Annotated in this window: 16 protein-coding genes; 3 read left to right on the top strand and 13 right to left on the bottom strand. The window is 69.3% G+C overall.

The window, feature by feature from the left end; all coding sequences use genetic code 11:
• Positions 1-91 precede the first annotated feature (91 nt).
• Positions 92-544, top strand: coding sequence for an Lrp/AsnC family transcriptional regulator (locus IE069_RS04835; RefSeq protein ID WP_189348965.1), 453 nt, complete (start codon positions 92-94; stop codon positions 542-544).
• Positions 545-881: 337 nt separating this feature from the next.
• Here IE069_RS04835 and IE069_RS04830 read toward each other — a convergent pair whose 3' ends face one another.
• The 10 genes from IE069_RS04830 to paaA form a co-directional block, all read right to left on the bottom strand.
• Positions 882-1,511, bottom strand: coding sequence for a superoxide dismutase (locus IE069_RS04830; protein ID WP_189348964.1), 630 nt, complete (start codon positions 1,509-1,511; stop codon positions 882-884).
• Between the two features lie 155 nt (positions 1,512-1,666).
• Positions 1,667-2,230, bottom strand: coding sequence for a flavin reductase family protein (locus tag IE069_RS04825; protein WP_189348963.1), 564 nt, complete (start codon positions 2,228-2,230; stop codon positions 1,667-1,669).
• A gap of 197 nt (positions 2,231-2,427) precedes the next feature.
• Positions 2,428-2,949 carry a redox-sensitive transcriptional activator SoxR gene (gene soxR, locus IE069_RS04820; protein ID WP_308425372.1) on the bottom strand — a complete coding sequence of 174 codons (522 nt, stop codon included), beginning with the start codon at positions 2,947-2,949 and terminating at the stop codon, positions 2,428-2,430.
• Between the two features lie 267 nt (positions 2,950-3,216).
• On the bottom strand, positions 3,217-4,965 hold the full coding sequence (locus IE069_RS04815) for an HNH endonuclease signature motif containing protein (RefSeq protein WP_189348961.1): 1,749 nt from the start codon (positions 4,963-4,965) through the stop codon (positions 3,217-3,219).
• A 423-nt stretch (positions 4,966-5,388) separates the two neighbouring features.
• Complete coding sequence (locus IE069_RS04810) at positions 5,389-6,171, bottom strand: enoyl-CoA hydratase/isomerase family protein (protein WP_189348960.1); 783 nt, start codon at positions 6,169-6,171, stop codon at positions 5,389-5,391.
• 90 nt (positions 6,172-6,261) lie between these two features.
• Entirely contained in the window at positions 6,262-7,419 is a 1,158-nt protein-coding gene (paaE, locus tag IE069_RS04805) for a 1,2-phenylacetyl-CoA epoxidase subunit PaaE (RefSeq protein ID WP_189348959.1), read from the bottom strand.
• Positions 7,416-7,907: a 1,2-phenylacetyl-CoA epoxidase subunit PaaD gene (gene paaD / locus IE069_RS04800; RefSeq protein ID WP_189348958.1), complete on the bottom strand. Its 492-nt coding sequence runs from the start codon at positions 7,905-7,907 to the stop codon at positions 7,416-7,418. The genes paaE and paaD overlap by 4 nt, the downstream gene beginning before the upstream one ends.
• A gap of 21 nt (positions 7,908-7,928) precedes the next feature.
• Complete coding sequence (gene paaC, locus IE069_RS04795) at positions 7,929-8,810, bottom strand: 1,2-phenylacetyl-CoA epoxidase subunit PaaC (protein WP_229790950.1); 882 nt, start codon at positions 8,808-8,810, stop codon at positions 7,929-7,931.
• A complete protein-coding gene (gene paaB / locus IE069_RS04790) occupies positions 8,807-9,097 on the bottom strand; it encodes a 1,2-phenylacetyl-CoA epoxidase subunit PaaB (RefSeq protein ID WP_189348957.1) in 291 nt (96 codons plus the stop codon). Before paaB ends, paaC begins: the two co-directional genes overlap by 4 nt.
• 2 nt (positions 9,098-9,099) lie before the next feature.
• Positions 9,100-10,110 carry a 1,2-phenylacetyl-CoA epoxidase subunit PaaA gene (paaA, locus tag IE069_RS04785; protein ID WP_189348956.1) on the bottom strand — a complete coding sequence of 337 codons (1,011 nt, stop codon included), beginning with the start codon at positions 10,108-10,110 and terminating at the stop codon, positions 9,100-9,102.
• A 262-nt stretch (positions 10,111-10,372) separates the two neighbouring features.
• Between paaA and IE069_RS04780 the strand changes: the two genes are divergently transcribed.
• The gene (locus IE069_RS04780; RefSeq protein WP_189348955.1) at positions 10,373-12,628 is read left to right on the top strand and encodes a S9 family peptidase; all 2,256 of its coding nucleotides are present in this window, start codon (positions 10,373-10,375) and stop codon (positions 12,626-12,628) included.
• A gap of 152 nt (positions 12,629-12,780) precedes the next feature.
• Here IE069_RS04780 and IE069_RS04775 read toward each other — a convergent pair whose 3' ends face one another.
• Positions 12,781-14,175 carry a DUF3100 domain-containing protein gene (locus tag IE069_RS04775; RefSeq protein ID WP_229790949.1) on the bottom strand — a complete coding sequence of 465 codons (1,395 nt, stop codon included), beginning with the start codon at positions 14,173-14,175 and terminating at the stop codon, positions 12,781-12,783.
• 201 nt (positions 14,176-14,376) lie between these two features.
• Between IE069_RS04775 and IE069_RS04770 the strand changes: the two genes are divergently transcribed.
• Positions 14,377-15,864, top strand: a complete 1,488-nt coding sequence (locus IE069_RS04770) for a chlorohydrolase family protein (RefSeq protein WP_189348954.1) — start codon at positions 14,377-14,379, stop codon at positions 15,862-15,864.
• On the opposite strand, the gene IE069_RS04765 is transcribed toward IE069_RS04770, so the two are convergent.
• Both IE069_RS04765 and IE069_RS04760 read right to left on the bottom strand, forming a co-directional pair.
• Positions 15,858-17,081, bottom strand: a complete 1,224-nt coding sequence (locus IE069_RS04765) for an amidohydrolase family protein (protein WP_189348953.1) — start codon at positions 17,079-17,081, stop codon at positions 15,858-15,860. The genes IE069_RS04770 and IE069_RS04765 overlap by 7 nt on opposite strands.
• Before the next feature lie 128 nt (positions 17,082-17,209).
• Positions 17,210-18,196: an ornithine cyclodeaminase family protein gene (locus tag IE069_RS04760; RefSeq protein WP_189348952.1), complete on the bottom strand. Its 987-nt coding sequence runs from the start codon at positions 18,194-18,196 to the stop codon at positions 17,210-17,212.
• Between the last annotated feature and the right edge of the window lie 208 nt (positions 18,197-18,404).

Raw genomic sequence — 18,404 nt, 5'->3', positions numbered from 1 at the left:
ATCGTCACCGTGAGCGGCGTTACAGGAGACGGAGTAGACGACTTGCAGCCCGTTTCACGGCGCCGTCAAGGAGAACCAGCGAAGGAGAGCCATGCAACCGCACCCCGTCCCCCTCGACGCCACGGACGAGCGCATCCTGGCCGAACTCTCCCGCGACGGGCGCCAGTCCGTCACGGCCATCGCACAGAAGGCGCACGTCTCCCGGGCGCACGCGTACTCGCGGATCAACCGCCTCCAGGACGAGGGGGTCATCACCCGCTACACGGCCGTGATCGATCCGGTGAAGGCGGGGCTGACGGCGTCGGCCTACGTGACCCTGAAGCTGCGGCAGCACTCGTGGCGGGAGATGCGCGAACGCCTCAGCGCCATCAAGCAGGTGCACCACATCGGCCTGGTGGGCGGGAACTTCGACGTCATCCTGCTGGTCCGCGGGCGCGACAACGCCGAGTTGCGTCAGGTCATCTTCGATCAGCTGCAGAGCATGCCGGGCGTGCTGGACACGCAGACGTTCCTGGTCTTCGAGGACGTCGACACCCGCTACTAGAGGCGGGGAGCAGGAGAAGGGGGATACACGACGGGGCGGAACGAGCCGAACCAGAGGGGGGTATGGCTGGCTCGCCCGCCCCGTCATGCGGATCCCCTGGCCCGAAACGGGCGGGGGCACGATTTAACGCGCTCCCTAGATACTGGCAAGTAGTTGAAGGCGCACGGGCCCATGCGGCCCCTGTAGCCCCGTATTTCACCCCCGAAATCACCCTTCCGTCCCGTTGAAGAACGGAAAGGGCGGTCGCGTCCCGGCATGTTCCCCGGGACGCGACCGCCCTCCACAACTCCCCCGCCACCGGCACGAACCCGCCGGCAGGAGAACAACCACCGACCCCCTAGGCCGGGGTGATCAGGCCCTTGGCGCCGGCACGGGCCGCCTCGAACCGCTTGGACACATCGGACCAGTTCACGATGTTCCAGAACGCCTTCACGTAGTCGGCCTTCACGTTCACGTAATCCAGGTAGAACGCGTGCTCCCACATGTCCAGCATCAGCAGCGGCGTCGACGCCACCGGCACATTGCCCTGCTGATCGTAGAGCTGCTCGATCACCAGGTTCCCGCCCAGGCCCTCGAACGACAGCAGCGCCCAACCCGAACCCTGCAGGCTCATCGCAGCAGCGGTGAAGTGGCCCCGGAACGCGTCGAACGAGCCGAACGCGTCGTCGATCGCGGCCGCCAGCTCGCCCTCCGGCTTGTCCCCGCCCTCGGGCGAGAGGTTCTGCCAGAAGATCGAGTGGTTCGTGTGGCCGCCCAGGTGGAACGCCAGATCCTTGGAGAGCTTCGGAATCGCACCGAACTCGCCCTTCTCACGTGCCTCGGCCAGCTGCTCCAGTGCAGTGTTGGCACCGGCGACGTACGTCGCGTGGTGCTTCGAGTGGTGCAGCTCCATGATCCGAGCGGAGATGCTCGGCTCCAGCGCCGCGTAATCGTAGTTCAGCTCGGGGAGAGTGTACTTCTCGGTCATGCCCGTTCCTTTCGTCGATCCGCGGCCGCTTCTGCGCCCGCGGCGTGGCGGGACCCGGCTTGCCCGGGCGACCCGCCCACAACTTTGGGTGAAAGCGCCGGGTGCGCCGGCGCCGTCGTTCTGAATGTACCTTCAGACCTTGAATATCAGCCTAGTCAGACCTCGTCCCGAGACTGAATCAATGACGTCTCGGTGAGTCGGTGGAAGGCTCTGTTGTGATAGACCATCGGCTCGCTGTGCTCGCCGCGGAGGATCTCCAGGACCTCGGCCGCGACGAGGATCGAGCTGCCGACCGGCACCCGTTCGATCACCCGGCAGCGCAACGCCCAGGGGGCGTCCTTGAGCACGGGCTCGCCGGTCGCGGCCGGCTCCCAGGTGCCATCGGCGAAGCGCTCGGTGCCCGGGGTCGCGTAAGCCTTGACCGTGTCGATGTGCGCCGCATCCATCAGGTGCACGACGACGGTGTCCGCCGCGGCCACCCGTCCGGCCGAGTGCCCGCCGGACACGGAGAACGAGAGCGCGGGAGGGTCCGCGGAGACCGACGCCACCGACGAGGCCGTGATGCCGACCGGCTCGGGGTCCGCCGCCGTCACGATGGCGACCCCGGCCGGATGGTGGCGGAAGGCGACCCGGAAGAGCTCGTTGGTCACATGCAGAGGGTGCTGGGGCTCGGCGCCTTCCGCCGTCGAGCCTGCTGCGGATTCGGTCGGTGCGGTCATTCACATACCTTCGTTGGTCGGCGTCCGAAGTGTTGTTCGGATACCCCCGACGCTAAAACCTCAACCACAGTTGAGGTCAAGGCGCGGGACGTGGATGTGAGGCGAAGCACACTCCGCTGCCCGGTTGGACGTAGAGCGGTGGCGCCCTCGGGTCCCACCGGATACACGTCCAGCGCTGGTGCGCCCGGCCTGACCGGCTAGACATCCAGCGCTGGTGCGCCCGGCCCCTGTTCGCCGAGCCGGTCGCGGGGGTTCGCCATGGTGCAGCTCGTCAGCGACAGGCAGCCGCAGCCGATGCAGCCGTCGAGCCGGTCTCGCAAGTGCTCGAGGCGGACGATCCGGTCCTCGATCTCGTCCCGCCAGGCCTGCGACATGCGCTGCCAGTCGGCGCGGCTGGGGACGCCGCCGCGGGGCAGCTGGGCGAGTGCGTCGGCGACGGTGCTCAACGGGATTCCGGCCCGCTGGGCGGCCCGGATGACGGCGACGCGGCGGAGGATGGACCGCGGGTAGCGCCGCTGGTTGCCGGAGGTCCGGCGGCTGTGGATCAGGCCCCTGCGCTCGTAGAAGTGCAGCGCGGAGACGGCCAGCCCGCTTCGATCGGCGAGTTGCCCCACGGTCAGTTCGTTCACGTTCGGGTCGCTGACGTTCGAGTCGCCGTCTTTCGAGTCGCTGGCGTTCAGATCGTTCACGTTCCGGTCGTCGATGGTGGCCCCGTCCACTCTCCGCTCCTTTCCGGGCCGAGCAGCTTCGCTGGGGCCCGCCTCGCGCATGGCGCGGGTGTTGCCTTGTGCGGGGACTGCAATGTGCGCTTCCGGCCTGCTGCGGCCCCCTGCGTCTTGCACCCTACTCCCCCGACCCGATCCGGGTGGACGCCGGTCCAGGCAGGGCCGGAGCGGGGCCGCCCGACCGGGCAGGGTGGGCGCGGGCCGGACGGGGCTGGCGCCGGCGGAGGAGGAGCCTGGCCAGAACGGTCAGCTGGACCCGGGTCAGAACGGGCAGGGTTCCATGAAGGCTGCCAGGCTGCGCTCGAGCCGGGCGACGATTTTCTGGAACTCTTCGTCGTCGGCCCGTTGCCGGACCTCGTCAGGCGGGTCGCCAAAGCTAATGGCGGGTTCGACCATGAAAAGCTGAGCCGTGGGCTCGCCGGTGTCCACCTCCCGAGTCCTGGGCGACGGCGGGGCTAGGGGCCAAGCCGCCCAGGGTGCGTCGGGCAGAGTGGTTCGCCGCGTGCCCCAGTAGGTGTCGACGATGAGCGTCCCGTCAGGTTGGAGGTCATAGCCCAGCAGTCCCCACGATTTGAGGCGGTGGCACCGTTTGCAGATGCTGACGAGGTTCTCAAGGGATGTCGGGCCGCCGTCTTGACGCTCGATCACATGGTCGGGCTCGCAGGCCGTGGCCCGCCGTCCGCATCCGGGGACCCTGCAGGTCCTGTCGCGCAGTGCGAGCGCCCGGCGCATGGCCCGGGTGGGCGAGTAGGCCTCCGTGTCGAAGGCGGTGATCGCACCGGTCCACGGGTCCGTGACAACGCGGGTCCACGTGGTGGCCTGCGGCAGGATCGCCTCCAGCTCGCCGAGGCCGAAGGCGCCGAAGCGTTCTGCTTCGGGCAGGTCTGCACCAGGCGCGAGCGGTTCGCCGACTATGGAGCCCTCGCCCTGGCCGGCTGTGAAGCCTTCACCTTCGCCGGCGGTGATTCCTTCGCTTCCGCCCGTTTCGGGTGTTTTCCGCCGGGCGCCGCCCGGGCCAGACATGCCGTTCGGGCCGTTCAGGCCCGGGAACACGGTCGCAGGCACGGTGACGGTGACTGCGGGCTTCACGTTCTGCAGACCCACCGCTTCGGGTCCGGAGAGGAGGATGTCGACGAACGCGTCCGCGCGTACCTGCGCTGAGGTGCGCTCGTCTTCATCCCCGTCAGCGGCATCCCGGTGCTTCTGCAGGGCCGCGAATTCCGCCAATCGGCGGTCGATGGCCTCGGCGGCGACGGTCGGGATGTAGGCGTTGACGTAGCACATGCCGTCCTCGTCGGCGTCGATGGCGACGAACCGGCGGTCGCTCGCCCGGCGGTGGCGTTCGGTGAAGGATTCGTCGAGTTCTTTCTCGATCCGGCGCTTGCCGTACCTCTCGAGCTGTCCGGGGGTCTTGCCGCGGGAGCGCTCGAGCAGGTCGCCGCAGAACGACTGCCGGCGCCGACGGCATTCCCGCCGGCTGGCCTCCACCCGGCGCTCGTACTGCTCGAGCTCGGCCGGATCGTCCGTGACGGGCTCATCGATGCGCTCGGGCTCGATCTTGACCGCGAGGTCCACCATGGACCGCGCGTGGGCGGGCCCCACCACGCCGGCGGCCATCCCGTTCAGAACATCCGGCAGGTCATCCGCGAGCGTGCGCGCACGACCTGCTTCGCGGGCGGCCGTCATCCGGGCGATGCCGCGCACCGACGCGATCTCCTGGGCGACCACCTCGGACGGGGCGTCGTCGACGAGGCGGCCCGAGCCCACCGACTTCCGCATTCCGGGCGAGGACCGCCCGAGCTCATCGAGGTCGGCGGCGAGGCGCTCCCGGGTCGCGTCTTCCAGGGCTGCCGCGGCCTCGAATCCGGCTGCTTCTGCGAACCGGCGCAGCTGCTCGGCGAATTCCAGCAGCCCCGAAGGGCCCAGTGCCGCGACCGCTGCTTCGAGGGCCGGGGCGCCGACGAGGGCGCCCGCGTCACCGGACGCAGCGGGCTCCGCCGCGAGGATCATATCCCCGAGGCGGAGCCTGATTTTCTGCGTCTGGACCATAATTAATTATAGAACGAAGATTCGATCAATGGAATGCCTGAGAAGACCTGATTCGAACTGTTTCCGCGCATCGACGCGCCCGGCAGCAGCGTCCTCACGAGACTCGACGCTACCCTCTGAGACCTACAAAAAGGCCAACAGATGGAGATTCTCAGCTCCCTGCGGCCCCTTCCGGACTGGCTGGCACCGGGCCTCAACTCACGAAGCCGGCTTCGTTCGCGCCGCTGGCATCAGTTCATCGCCACCGGAAAGCGCACGCCCCTGCTTCCGCATGAACCCGTAGGGGAGGTCCTGCCCCGGGCCGCCGGCACCAACGGGTGGCTCCTGCACGGATCGCAGGTGGGCGGCCTCCGCCTGGCCTCCCCCGGACCGGGACTCCTCCCGTCAACGGCCCGTGAACTCCGGCTTCCGCTTCTGCTGGAAGGCAGCGAATCCCTCGGCGTAGTCCTCCGTGTCGCAGAGATCCGCCTGGGCCTGGTTCTCGTCGGCCATCGAGGCCCACAGGCCCAGACGCTGGTCGCGGATCTGCGCCACCAGCTCTTTCGAGGCCCGGAACGCGCCGGTGGCCCCGGACGCGACGCGGGCGACGATCTCGTCGGTGCGCTCGAACAGCTCGTCCGCGGCGAAGGACCGGCTGAACAGCCCCTGCGCCACGGCCTGCTCGCCGCTCATCAGCTCCGCCGTGTAGATGAGATCCAGCGTCCGGTGCGCGCCCAGGCGCTCGGTGAACAGCCAGTGCCCGCCCGAGTCGAGCGTCGCGCCGAGATTCGCGAACGGCGAGCCGATCTTGGCGCTGTCGGCGACATATACGACGTCGGTCGCGATCGCCAGGCCGAGCCCGACGCCGAGGCACGCTCCCTGCACGGCCGCGAACGTCGGCGCAGGGAACGCCGCCATTTTCTCCAGCACCGGCTGCACGGTGCCGCCCAGATACCCGATGACGTCGTCATCGGCCGGGACGACGCCGGAGATGTCCCGGCCCGCGCAGAAGCCGCGCCCCTCCCCCTTGAGCAGCAGCGCCCTGACCTCGCCGCGCTCGGCGGCCGCCGCGGCGTCGTCGTACGCCTGCGACAGCTCGGCGAGAGCCGAGACGTCCAGGGCGTTCATCTTCTCGGGTGCGTTCAGCGTGACGGTCGCGATGCCGTCCGCGATGTTCAGATCGATCACGATGGCTCCAGTGGTTGCGGGTGGGTGCGGGCCGGGAGGTTGAGTCGGGCGATAGTGGACGACGACGGCGGGTGCCGTGCCGGGGCCGGGTCAGGCGTCGAAGTCGACGCTGACGCGGTCCGTCGTCGGGCGGCTCTGGCAGGTGAGGATGTAGCCGGAGTCGACCTCGTCCTCCTCCAGCGCGTAGTTCTCCGCCATCTTGACGTCGCCGCCGGTGATCTTGGCGCGGCACGTGCCGCAGACGCCGCCGGCGCACGCGAACGGGACGTCGGGGCGGACGCGCAGGGCCGCGTTGAGGATGGTCTCGTTCGCCGCGACGGGCGACTTGACCTCGCCCGAGAGGCCGTCGAGACGGAACTCGATCTCGAAGTTGTCGCCGTCGTCGTCCGCCTGGACCGGGCGGCCCACGTGGCCCTCCGGCCGGGTCGGCTTGCCCGTGGTGAACAGCTCGAACCGCACGCGCTCCGGGTCGACGTCCTTGCCGGTCAGGGTGTCGCGGACGAGCTGCACCAGCTCGAACGGCCCGCACAGGAACCACTCGTCGACCTGGTCCGTGCGGATCACGTTCTCCAGCAGCGCGGTCAGCTTCTCGGCATCAATCCGGCCGGAGAGCAGCGGCGAGATGCGCTGCTCGCGGGAGAGCACGTGGTGCAGCGCGAACCGCGACGGGTACCGGTCCTTCAGGTCCGCGAGCTCCTCGAGGAACATCACGTCCATGGCGGCCCGGTTCGCGTAGATCAGGTCGAACCGCGTGTTCTCGTTCGCCGCGAGCACGGTCCGGGCGATCGCCAGCACCGGGGTGATGCCGGAGCCGGCGGCGACGGCCACGAAGGTGTCCTCGGTGTCGGTGTCGATCAGCTCGGGATGATTCAGCCCGGTCATCTGGTGCTTCGAGATGAACGCGCCGGTCGGGCTCATCACGTCGATCTTCGCGCCGGCGGCGAGCTCCTCGTTCGCCCACGTGGAGAAGATCCCGCCGAGGTCCCGCTTGATGGCCACGCGGATCTCCCCGGGCGTCGGCTCGGCGCAGATCGAGTAGCTGCGGCGGATCTCCTGCACCTTGCCCTCGGCATCCGGCAGCTCCTTGCGCAAGGCCACGTACTGCCCGGGCAGGTAGTCGAACTCGCCCTCGAGCGCCTCCGGCACCGCGAACGTCACCTCGATGGCGTCCGCGGTCAGCCGGCGCACCTCGGCGACGTCGAGCGTGTGGAACGCCGCGCGGCGGCGGCTTGTTGCAGTCTCAGTCATGACAGAACCTTGAAGTAGTCGAAGGGCTCCAAACACTCCCGGCACTGGTACAGCGCCTTGCAGGAGGTCGAGCCGAAGCGGGAGAGTTCCTTGGTGTCGAGCGAATGGCAGTGCGGGCACTTCACGGTCATCCCCACGGTGACGCGGCCCTTGTGGCCGGTACCGGTGGGCGGGGCGATGCCGTACGCCTCGAGCTTGGCCTTGCCCGATTCGGTCATCCAGTCCGTGCTCCAAGCGGGCGTGAGTACGAGCTCTACGCGCACCTGGACGCCGTGCTTCGCGAACGCGTTCTCGAGGTCCACCTGGATGGTGCCCATCGCGGGGCAGCCCGAGTAGGTGGGCGTGATGGTGACGACGACGGCGTCGTCGCCCTCGCGTCTCACGTCGCGCAGGATGCCCAGGTCCTCGATCGAGAGCACCGGGATCTCGGGGTCGGTCACCTGCGCGGCGATCGCCCACAGGTCGGTGTCAACGCTCTGTTCTGCCATTCCTCTTCCTTTTCCGGTGGCCTACCAGGTGGCGCCGGGGTGCTTGCGCGCCAGGACCTGCATCTCGGCGAGCAGGTAGCCCAGGTGCTCCGAGTGCTCGCCGTGCCGGCCGCGGGACATCGCGTCGGGCACCTGCGGGACCTCGAGCCCGGCGTCCGCCAGGACGGCGGAGATCTCCTCGTCCCACGCCGAGCGCAGGGTGGAGGGGTGCACGCCGGCGTCGCCGACGTCGTCGTGCAGCTGCTCGTCGGCGAACAGCTCGCCCACGTACGGCCACAGGTCGGCGAGGGCGACGCGCATGCGGCGCGCCGACTCCTCGGTGCCGCGGCCGAGGCGCAGGGTCCACTGGATGGCGTGGTCGCGGTGGTAGTCGACCTCCTTGACGGCCTTCGCGCAGACGGCGGCGATGGTCTGATCGCTGGACTTCGTCAGCTCCGTGTAGAGCAGGTTCTGGTAGACGGCGACCAGCAGCTGGCGGACGATCGTGACGGCGAAGTCGCCGTTCGGCTGCTCGACCAGATGCGCGGAGCGGAACTCCTCCTCCTCGCGCCAGTAGGCGAGCTCGTCCTCGGTCTTGCCGAGGCGCTTGCCGGCGTAGATCAGGAACGAGCGGGCGTGGCCCAGCTGGTCGAGCGCGATGTTGCCGAGCGCGACGTCCTCCTCGATCTCCGGTGCACGCGAGATCCACCAGGACAGGCGCTGGGCGAGGATCAGGGCGTCGTCGCCCAGCTGCAGCGCGTACTCGGCGACGGCGTCCGACGCCGGCCCCTCGCCGGCGACGGCGATGTCCTCCGGGCGCAGCGCGTTGCCCGGGGTGACGCGGGTGGCGGACGCGGTGACGTCGCCGAACGAGGCGAAGTCGTCCTCGATCCCCTCGGTGATGTGGGTGTTCGAAGAACTCACAGGTGCTTCACCCCTTCACTCTTGGTGTAGTAGGTCGCGTGGCGGTAGTCCTTGCCCTTGGGGGACTCGAAGAACTGGTCCTTGGAGTCCGGGTCCGAGGTGATGATGTCCGCCGACTTCACGACCCACAGGGACACTCCCTCGTTGCGGCGCGTGTAGAGGTCGCGGGCGTTGCGGACGGCCATCTCGGCGTCGGGGGCGTGCAGGGATCCGGCGTGCACGTGGGAGAGGCCGCGGGAGGAGCGGACGAAGACCTCGAAGAGGGGCCAGCTGTTGTTCTCGGTCATGGTCAGGCCACCTTCTCTGCTTGTTGTGCCGCGTAGGCCGCGGCTGCTTCGCGCACCCAGGCGCCGTTCTCGTGGGCCTCGCGGCGGCGCGCCAGGCGCTGCACGTTGCACGGCCCGTTGCCGGAGATCACGGCCTTGAACTCGTCCCAGTTCAGCTCCTTGTGGATCCACTGGCCCGACTCCTCGTCGAAGCGCAGCTCGGGATCCGGCAGGGTCAGGCCCAGGACCTTGACCTGCTCGACGATCATGCCGACGAAGCGCTGGCGCAGGTCGTCATTGGTGAAGCGCTTGATGTTCCAGGCCATGGACTGCTGCGAGTTCGGCGAATCCCCGTCCGGCGGGCCGAACATCATCAGGGACGGCTCGTAGAAGCGGTCCACGGCGTCCTGGGCCATCTGCTTCTGCTGGTCGCTGCCGTTCGCGAGCTCGAGCAGGATCTCGAAGCCCTGGCGCTGGTGGAAGGACTCCTCCTTGCAGACGCGGACCATGGCCCGGCCGTAGGGCCCGTACGAGGCGCGGCAGAGCGGCACCTGGTTGGCGATGGCGGCGCCGTCGACGAGCCAGCCGATGGCCCCCATGTCGGCCCAGGTGCGGGCCGGGTAGTTGAAGATCGACGAATACTTGGCACGCCCGGAGAGCAGCTGGTCGTTCAGCTCGTCGCGCGGGGTGCCAAGGGTTTCGGCGGCCGAGTACAGGTACAGGCCGTGCCCGGCCTCGTCCTGGACCTTGGCCATCAGGATCGCCTTGCGCTTCAGGCTCGGGGCGCGCGTGATCCAGTTCGCCTCCGGCTGCATGCCGATGATCTCGGAGTGCGCGTGCTGGGAGATCTGGCGCGTGAGGGTCTTGCGGTAGCCCTCCGGCATCCAGTCCCGCGGCTCGATGCGCGAATCCTTGGCGATGATCTCGTCGAAGTGCGCCTGCCCGGCGCGCTCCGCGTCCGACGGCACGGCCGACAGGTGGGCGCCCTTGCCCTCCGCCGGCGCTGCCGCCTGCTTGGTGTGGTGCTCAGCCATCGTTACCTCACTCGGGATTTATTTACTGACCGTTCGTTCAGGATATGCGGTCGGGGCCGAGTGGTCAACACCACACACCGCCGGGGCGCGAGCGGTACCGGGTCAACGCCGTCGACAGGCGGTGGCGGACCGCGATGCGGGGATTCCGCGGGGCCGGCGGACCCCGCCCGCAGCGGGTCGGCGCGGGTTACGCCATGCCGCTATGGGCGAACACGCGGCGCCCGCCTGCGCGGAATCGACGCTGCTGCAGTTGAATGGGTGCATGAGTGAACCCACGCTGTCCGCCAGCTCTCCCGCCGAGCGCGGTCCGTCCCACGCGGAGCTGGCCGCCGCTGCCGCCACCACGACGACGCCGCACGCCGGCACCGCTCCCCCGCTCGCCAAGAAGGTGCCCGCGGAGCGCACCCACCACGGCGACACCTTCGTCGACGACTACGAGTGGCTGCGCGACAAGGAGAACGCGGAGGTCATCACCCACCTCGAGGCCGAGAACACCTACTCGGAGGCGGTCACGGCCCACCAGCAGCCGCTGCGGGAGAAGATCTTCGCCGAGATCAAGGCCCGCACCGAGGAGACGGACCTCTCCGTCCCGGCCCGCAAGCGCGGCTGGTGGTACTTCACCCGCACCGAGGAGGGCAAGCAGTACTTCGTGCAGTGCCGCGTCGCCGCCGCCGACACCGGCGACCTGCGCGCCGACTGGACCCCGCCGGTGATCGAGAGCGGGACCCCGATCGACGGCGAGGAGGTCCTGCTCGACGGCAACGCCGAAGCCGAGGGCCAGCCGTTCTTCTCCCTCGGCGGCATGGCCGTGTCCGAGGACGGGAACCTGCTCGCCTACGCCGTGGACAACGCCGGCGACGAGCGCTTCACCCTCCGGATCAAGGACCTGCGCACGGGCGAGCTGCTGCCCGACACCGTGGAGAACGTGTTCTACGGGCTCGTCTTCTCGCCGGACGGCGAGCGCATCTACTACACCGTCGTCGACGACACGTGGCGCCCCCACCAGATCAAGATGCACACCCTCGGCACGGAGGCGGGCGACGACGTCGTGCTGTTCGAGGAGGACGACCCCGGGATGTGGACCGGGTTCGACCTCTCGCCCGACCGCACGGAGCTGCTGGTCTCCGTCGGCAACTCCGAGTACGCCGAGACGCACACTCTGGACCTGACGGACCCGGCCGCCCGTCCCCGCCTGCTGCTCTCCCGCGACGAGCACGTCCTGCACGGCATGGACCCGGTGACGATCGACGGGCGGCGGCACTACGTCGTCACGCACAACGGCGGGCCGGCCGTCGAGCGGGCCGTGAACAACATGGTCTCCCTGGTGCCCGGCGCCGAGTTCGAGAAGCCGTTCGCCGAGCAGGCGTGGGCGACGGTGCTCGACCACCGCGACGACGTCAAGATCGAGGGCACGGCCGTGACGCGCACCCACCTGCTGGTGGCGCTGCGCCGGGACACGACCGAGCGCGTGCAGGTGCTGCCGGTGCAGGGCCTGGGCACGGCAGCGCAGGCCGAACCGGTGGAGCCGGGCTTCGACGAGGAGCTCTACACGGCGTCGCTGGCCGGGGCCGACTACGAGTCGCCGATCGTGCGGATCGAGTACACGTCCTTCCTGACGCCGCCGCGCATCTACGACTACGAGCTGGCGACCGGCGCGCTGACCCTCCGCAAGGAGACCCCGGTCCACGGCTACGACGCGTCCGACTACGTCGCCGAGCGCGACTGGGCGGTCGCCGCCGACGGGACCCGGATCCCGGTCACGATCATGCGCCACGCCTCCGTGAAGGCCGACGGCACCAACCCGGCGCTGGTCTACGGGTACGGCAGCTACGAGCTGAGCATGGACCCCGCCTTCGGCATCCCGCGGCTGTCCGTGCTGGACCGCGGCGTGGTCTTCGTGATCGCGCACGTCCGGGGCGGCGGCGAGCTGGGCCGCACCTGGTACGACGACGGCAAGAAGCTCGCGAAGAAGAACTCGTTCACCGACTTCATCACCGTCACCGAGCACGTCGTGAAGGCCGGCTGGGCGGCCCCGAACCGGGTGGCCGCGATGGGCGGGTCCGCCGGCGGGCTCCTGATGGGCGCCGTCGCGAACCTGGCGCCGCAGCTGTACCGCGCGATCGTGGCGCAGGTGCCGTTCGTGGACACGCTGACGTCGATCCTCGACCCGGACCTGCCGCTCTCGGCCCTCGAGTGGGAGGAGTGGGGCAACCCCATCGAGGACGCGGCCGTGTACGAGTACATGAAGTCGTACACTCCGTACCAGAACATCGCCGCGGTGCCGTACCCCAAGATCGCGGCTGTCACGAGCCTGAACGACACCCGCGTCCTCTACGTCGAGCCGGCCAAATGGGTACAGAAGCTGCGCGAGGTCACCACGGGCACGGACCCGATCGTGCTGAAGATCGAGATGGACGGCGGCCACGGCGGCGCCTCGGGCCGCTACGAAGGCTGGAAGGACCGCGCGTGGGACTACGCGTACGTCCTCGACGCCCTGGAGGCGACCGAGAAGCTCTAGGACCGCGGGGATCGGTTTCCCCGGTGACCTGCCACCCCCCAACCCCCGGAATCGACCCCGCGGGGCATGTCAACCATTGGGAGCCCGCACAAGCCGACGGCCCGGCGCCACCACCAGGTGGCGCCGGGCCGTCGGTATTGCGCTCCCCGTCCTCAGAGATTGATGACCGTCTCCGCCAGGAGCACGGCCGCGATGAAGGTCGAGGAGAACGTCACCATCGCGACGATCACGATCTTCCAGTTCAGCGTCTTGAGCGCCTTGACGTCGCGCCCCAGGTTCAGGCCCAGCAGCGCGATCGATGCAAGCCCGACGAACAGCGCATCGAGGTGCCCGGTGGCCGCGACCACGGCCGGGGCGGTGGGCATGAACGGCGCCGAGACGAGCGTCGCCAGCGCCAGGACCCAGACGCTCGGCGGCACCGAGCGGAACTTCCGCGCCAGGAGGAACGCCACTGCGGTCAGTCCGCCGAGGACCAGGATGCCGGCAACGTCAGCCCACCGGAAGGTTCGGGTTCCCACGAAGTTGAGCAGGAGGCCAACGGCCAGCGAGACGCCGAACGCGAAGACCCAGATCCTGGGTTTCATCCTCACCTCCGGATCAACGACGACGGCCGACACGTCCACATCCCGGTCGCGCTGGCGGGCGGCGTCCGCCTTCCTGCCCTTGATCCGGCGTCCCTCGTCGTCCCGGCCGAAGACCTTGGCCCAGAACTTGTAGAGCCGCTGCGCCAACGGCAGCGAGAGGAAGACACCCGCGTAGAAGCCGACCAGGTTGGTCACCAGGTTGGACAGTGCAGCAAGCGCCAGGATCTCCCCCGCGCTCTCCGGGTAGATGATCGACAGTGCGGCGACGCCGCCCATCATCATGGAACCCGATCCGAGCCCCAGTCCCAGCGCCAGCGAACGGGGATCGAAGAATCCGGTGCCGCCCAGCACGCCGGCCAGCAGGGACACGAAGACGGCCCCGAACACGCTGCCGAGCAACCACACGGAGAATACGCCCCGGTAGATGGGGGATTTCACGCCGAACTTCTGCAGGGCGTAGGCCAGGTACGACTCGCGGTCGATCGCCCACGTGGCGCCGATCGCGACGCGCCCGAGGCCCAGCCCGACGGCCACCGGCAGCGCGAGGAGCACGGTGCCGAAGATGTGGCCCACCTCCTGCAGCAGGATGGCGGGACCGATGTCGGTCAATTCGGACAGTGCCGGCCCCACGTTCACGCCGAGGGCGGCGAGGAACAGGACGATGCTGATGTCGAGCAGCACAGAGGAGACCGCCCGGCTCTGGCCCGACAGCGGCTTGAGGCGCTGCACGCCGATCACGGCGCCCATCAGGACCGCCCACAGGATGGGCATGAGGACGATCGCGGCGCTGCCCAGCTCGATCTTGTACGTTCCGAGCAGGATGGCCCCGACGCAGATCGCGGTGGACAGGAGGATCATCGCTCCCCACTGCCGCGCCGTGGGGGTGAACAGTTTCGACCGGGCGCGCGTCGATTCGTCAGCGGCAGCCGCCGCGTCCACCGCTGCAGTGGATTCGTTCTCCATGGTCCGTGCCTCTCGCCGATACTGGCCGTCGAAGGCCAGAACTCCAGATTTGGTATACACGAGTGTAAGCTGGATCACGTCGCCGGACAAGGGTCTTGGGTTGAGATTGCAGGCTCTGCAGCACTCACAAGCCTCAACCGCCTCGCCCCGAACCCCGCGTCAGGCAATTTTGGAATACTAAACTACGGCTCTGGAGGAATCTTGATCACGCAGCTCAGCGCACAGTACATTCTCGGATTCGATGGAACGCAGCACGTGCTGATCACCGACGGGCACGTCGTCGTCCAGGACGACCAGATCCTCTACGTCGGCACCGGCTACGACGGACCCGTCGACGAGCGCCGCGACTACGGGCAGAGCCTGATCGCCCCCGGGCTGATCGACCTCGACGCCCTGACCGACATCGACCACATGATCATCGACTCGTGGCCCTCACCGGAGACGGCCCCGGGGCTGCAGTGGTCCCGGGACTACTTCCAGCACCGCCGGCACGACGTCTTCACCCCGGAGCAGCGGCAGACCGTCCGCCGGTTCGCCCTGGCCCAGCTGGCGCTGCACGGCGTGACGACGTACATGCCGATCGCCTCGGAGATCCACAGCGCCTGGGCCGAGACCTTCGAGGAACTCCAGGGCATGACCGAGACCAGCCTGGAGATCGGTCTGCGCGGGTTCCTGGGACCGGCCTACCGCTCGGGCGTCAACGTCACCGACGAGGACGGCGGGCGGGTGGTGCTCTTCGACGAGGAGGAGGGGCGGCAGGGCTTCGCCGACGCGCTCCGCTACCTCGACTACGCCGCGGAGCTCGACCACCCGCTGGTGACCGGCGTCCTGCTCCCCTGCCGGATCGAGACGCTCTCCGACGAGCTGATGCGCTCCACCGCCCGCGCCGCCGTCGAACGCGACGCGCTGGTCCGCCTGCACTGCCTCCAGTCCCCCGCCGAGGACGGCTTCCTGACGGAGCTCACGGGCCGGACCACCTTGGAGCAGCTGGTCGACACCGGCCTCCTCGACGCCAGCCTCCTCATCCCCCACGGGATCGTCATCGACGCCAAGGCGCCGGAAGCCACGCGGGACGGCGGCCCGCTGGACCTCCTGGCCCGGAACGACGTGAGCATCATCCACTGCCCGCTGACCAGCTTCCACTACTCCAAGGCGCTCAGCTCCTTCGACGCGTTCAAGGCGGCCGGGATCAACATGTGCCTCGGCACGGATTCCTTCCCGCCGGACCTCATCAAGGGCATCGACGTCGGGACGCACCTGGCCCGTCTGGTCGAGGAGCGTCTGGACGCCGGCCGGGTCTCCGACTTCTTCGACGCCGGGACCCTCGGCGGAGCCGCGGCACTGCGGCGCGACGACCTCGGGCGACTGGCCCCCGGCGCCCAGGCCGACCTGATGATCGCGTCCCTGGCGGACTTCCGGGACGGGGCGGTCGAGGATCCGCTGCGCACGCTCGTCCTCAACGGGTCCGCCCGCAACGTCACCGACACCTTCGTGGCCGGGCGCCCGGTGGTGGTCGACGGCACGCTGCCGGGCATCGACCTGGACGGGCTGCGAGCCGAAGGGCAGGCGCTCTTCGAGCAGATGGTCGCCGCCTACTCCGAACGCGACCACCTCCGCCGCGGTGCCGACGCGCTGTTCCCCGGCACCTATCCGGCCGCGGCCGGGTCCAGGGAACCCGCCGCTCAGTAGCTCTCGGCGACCGAGAGGACCTTCAGCCCGTCGGCGACCACGCGGCCGTCGTGGATCACGGTGCGGTCGGCACCGCGGTCCATGACGGTCGAGGCGAGCGTCTCGCCGTCGACCAGGACCAGGTCGGCCCGGTCGCCGGCGGACACCCCGGGCCGGTCCTCCAACGAGGACAGGCGCCGCACGTCGCGGCTCATGATCGAGGCGCCGCCGATCGTCGCCACGGCCAGCGCGTGCCCGATCAGGTCGTCCCGGCGGAACCCGTTCACGAACGCCAGTTGCCACGTGCGATCCAGGAGGTCGCAGTTGCCGTAGGGGCTCCAGTAGTCGCGCTGGCCGTCCTCGCCCAGGCCGATCCGCACGCCGGCCCGGGTGAGGTCGGCGATCGGCAGGTGGTCCGTGATGCTCGGCGCCACCGTGGTCCACGAGATGTCCAGCTCGGCGAAGAGCTCGACCAGCCGGCGGGTCGTCGCTTCGTCGACGCCCCCGAGCCCGAAGGCATGGGAGATGTTCACCTTGCCCTGCATCCCCAGAGCACGCGTGCGTTCGGCGATCAGATCGGTGGAGAACACGCCCATCGTGCCCAGCTCGTGGAGATGGATATCCACCTCCACCTGGTACTTCTCGGCCAGGCCGAAGACGGAATCGAGGTGGCGGACCGGGTCGCGGTCCAGCGCACAGGGGTCGATCCCGCCCATCACGTCGGCCCCGGCCTCCAGCGCCGCCTCGAGGTACTTCTCCGTGCCCGGCTCCCGCAGGATCCCGGCCTGCGGGAAGACCATGATCTGCACTTCGGCCTCGTCCGCGAACTTCTCCTTCGCCGCGACGACGGCCTCGTACTTCTCGAGCTTGCAGTCGACATCGACCTGCGCGAAGGAGCGCACCCGCGTGGTGCCCCGGGCGATCATGCGCTCCAGGGTGCCCGCCACACGCTTGGGCAGGGCGATCTCCGCCTCGCGCCAGTTCTCCCGGTCGTTGCTCATCATGGCCCAGACCCCGGGCCCGCCAGTGTGCTCGCGGAACGGCAGCCCGATCCGCGTCGAATCCAGGTGCACGTGCACGTCGGAGAAGGAGGGGATCAGGAGGCGACCCCTCCCCTCGACGTCGGACGCCTCCAGCGCGCGCCGGGGGTCGTGCGCGGTGACCGCTGCGATCCGGTCGCCGTCGAGGTAGACGTCACTGGGCTCTGCGGCCCACGGGCGGACATTGCTGACAAGCACGGAGAATCCTTCCGACAGGTGATCCAGGCGACACTAAAACTGTATACCAGAAGCGCCTGGACCGAAGGTCCCAAACCGCCCGCGCGTGATCGGCCGCCGCCTCGAGGAGCCCCGCGTGCGCGCTCGCGCTAACTCGACATGTCGACGTCGTACCCCAGACCCAGCTCGCGGGCCCGGTCGTAGGCGAGCCGCCCGACGGCGAGGTCCTGCAGGCCGATGCCCACCGAATTGAACAGCGTGACGTCGTCCTCTCCCCTGCGCCCGACGACATCCCCGCTGATGACCTGCCCGAGCTCGCCGGCGATGTCCGACTCGCCGATGGCGCCTTCGGAGAGCGCCAGCAGGTACTCGCCGGATTTCGCGGCGGCGGTCCCCCGGTGGTCGACGAACACGCGGGCCCGCGCCATGCCGGCGGAGTCGATCTCCCGCTCCCCGGGGCGCGGGCGCGCCCCGACGGCGTTGATGTGCTGACCGGGCCGGAACCATTCGCCACGCACGATCGGCTCGACCGACGGCGTCAGGGTGCAGACGACGTCGCTCCCGGCGAAGACCGCCTCGATGCTGCCGGCCGCTTCGACCTCCACGCCGTGGTGCGCCACCGCCACCCGGAACTCCTCCACTCGCTCGCTGGTGCGGGACCAGACGACGATCCTCTCGATCGGCAGGACGCAGAGCATCGCCTCGACGTGCGCCACCGCGAGCGCGCCCGCGCCGACCAGGCCCAGGACCCGGGACCCCGGCCGGGCCAGGTGCCTGCTCGCCACCGCACTGGCGGCGGCCGTGCGGATCCGCGTCGGCACCCGCCCGTCGAGGATGGCCAGGGCCTCGCCGGTGACGTGGTTGCTGAGCATGATGGTCGAACGCTGCGTCGGCAGCCCGCGCCCCGCATTCGAGGGGATGTCGGCCAGGAGCTTCACCGATGCCATCGCCTCCACCGCGGCCAGTCCCGGCATGACGACGAAACTCGAATCGGCCGGCGGGACCTGCATGGCCACGGGAGACGGCTGAGCGGCGGACCCGCGAGCGGCGTCGCCGAAGACACGCTCGATGGCAGCGACGGTGGAGGGCATGTCGATCGCGGCCTGCAGTGAAGAGGCATTCAGAATCAGGGTCATGGAACCAGCCCTCCCGGGGACAGTGTGCTTTCGGACCATCCTACCCTAATTTGGTATTCCAAATGAATCTGCGACACCTGCGCTTCCGGGCGGCAGAGCCCCCTCCTGTCGCCCCGCCGGGCGGGGCGCCGACGTCGTGTTCTTGCTTTTCACCCTTGACCTGGGTCACACTTTCGTTATTACCTAATGATCGTTCGGTAAATAAAAC

The sequence above is a fragment of the Zhihengliuella salsuginis genome, from assembly GCF_014651715.1.
GTDB classification, from domain to species: Bacteria; Actinomycetota; Actinomycetes; order Actinomycetales; family Micrococcaceae; genus Zhihengliuella; species Zhihengliuella salsuginis.
This window is presented reverse-complemented; position numbering and strand designations above follow the sequence as displayed.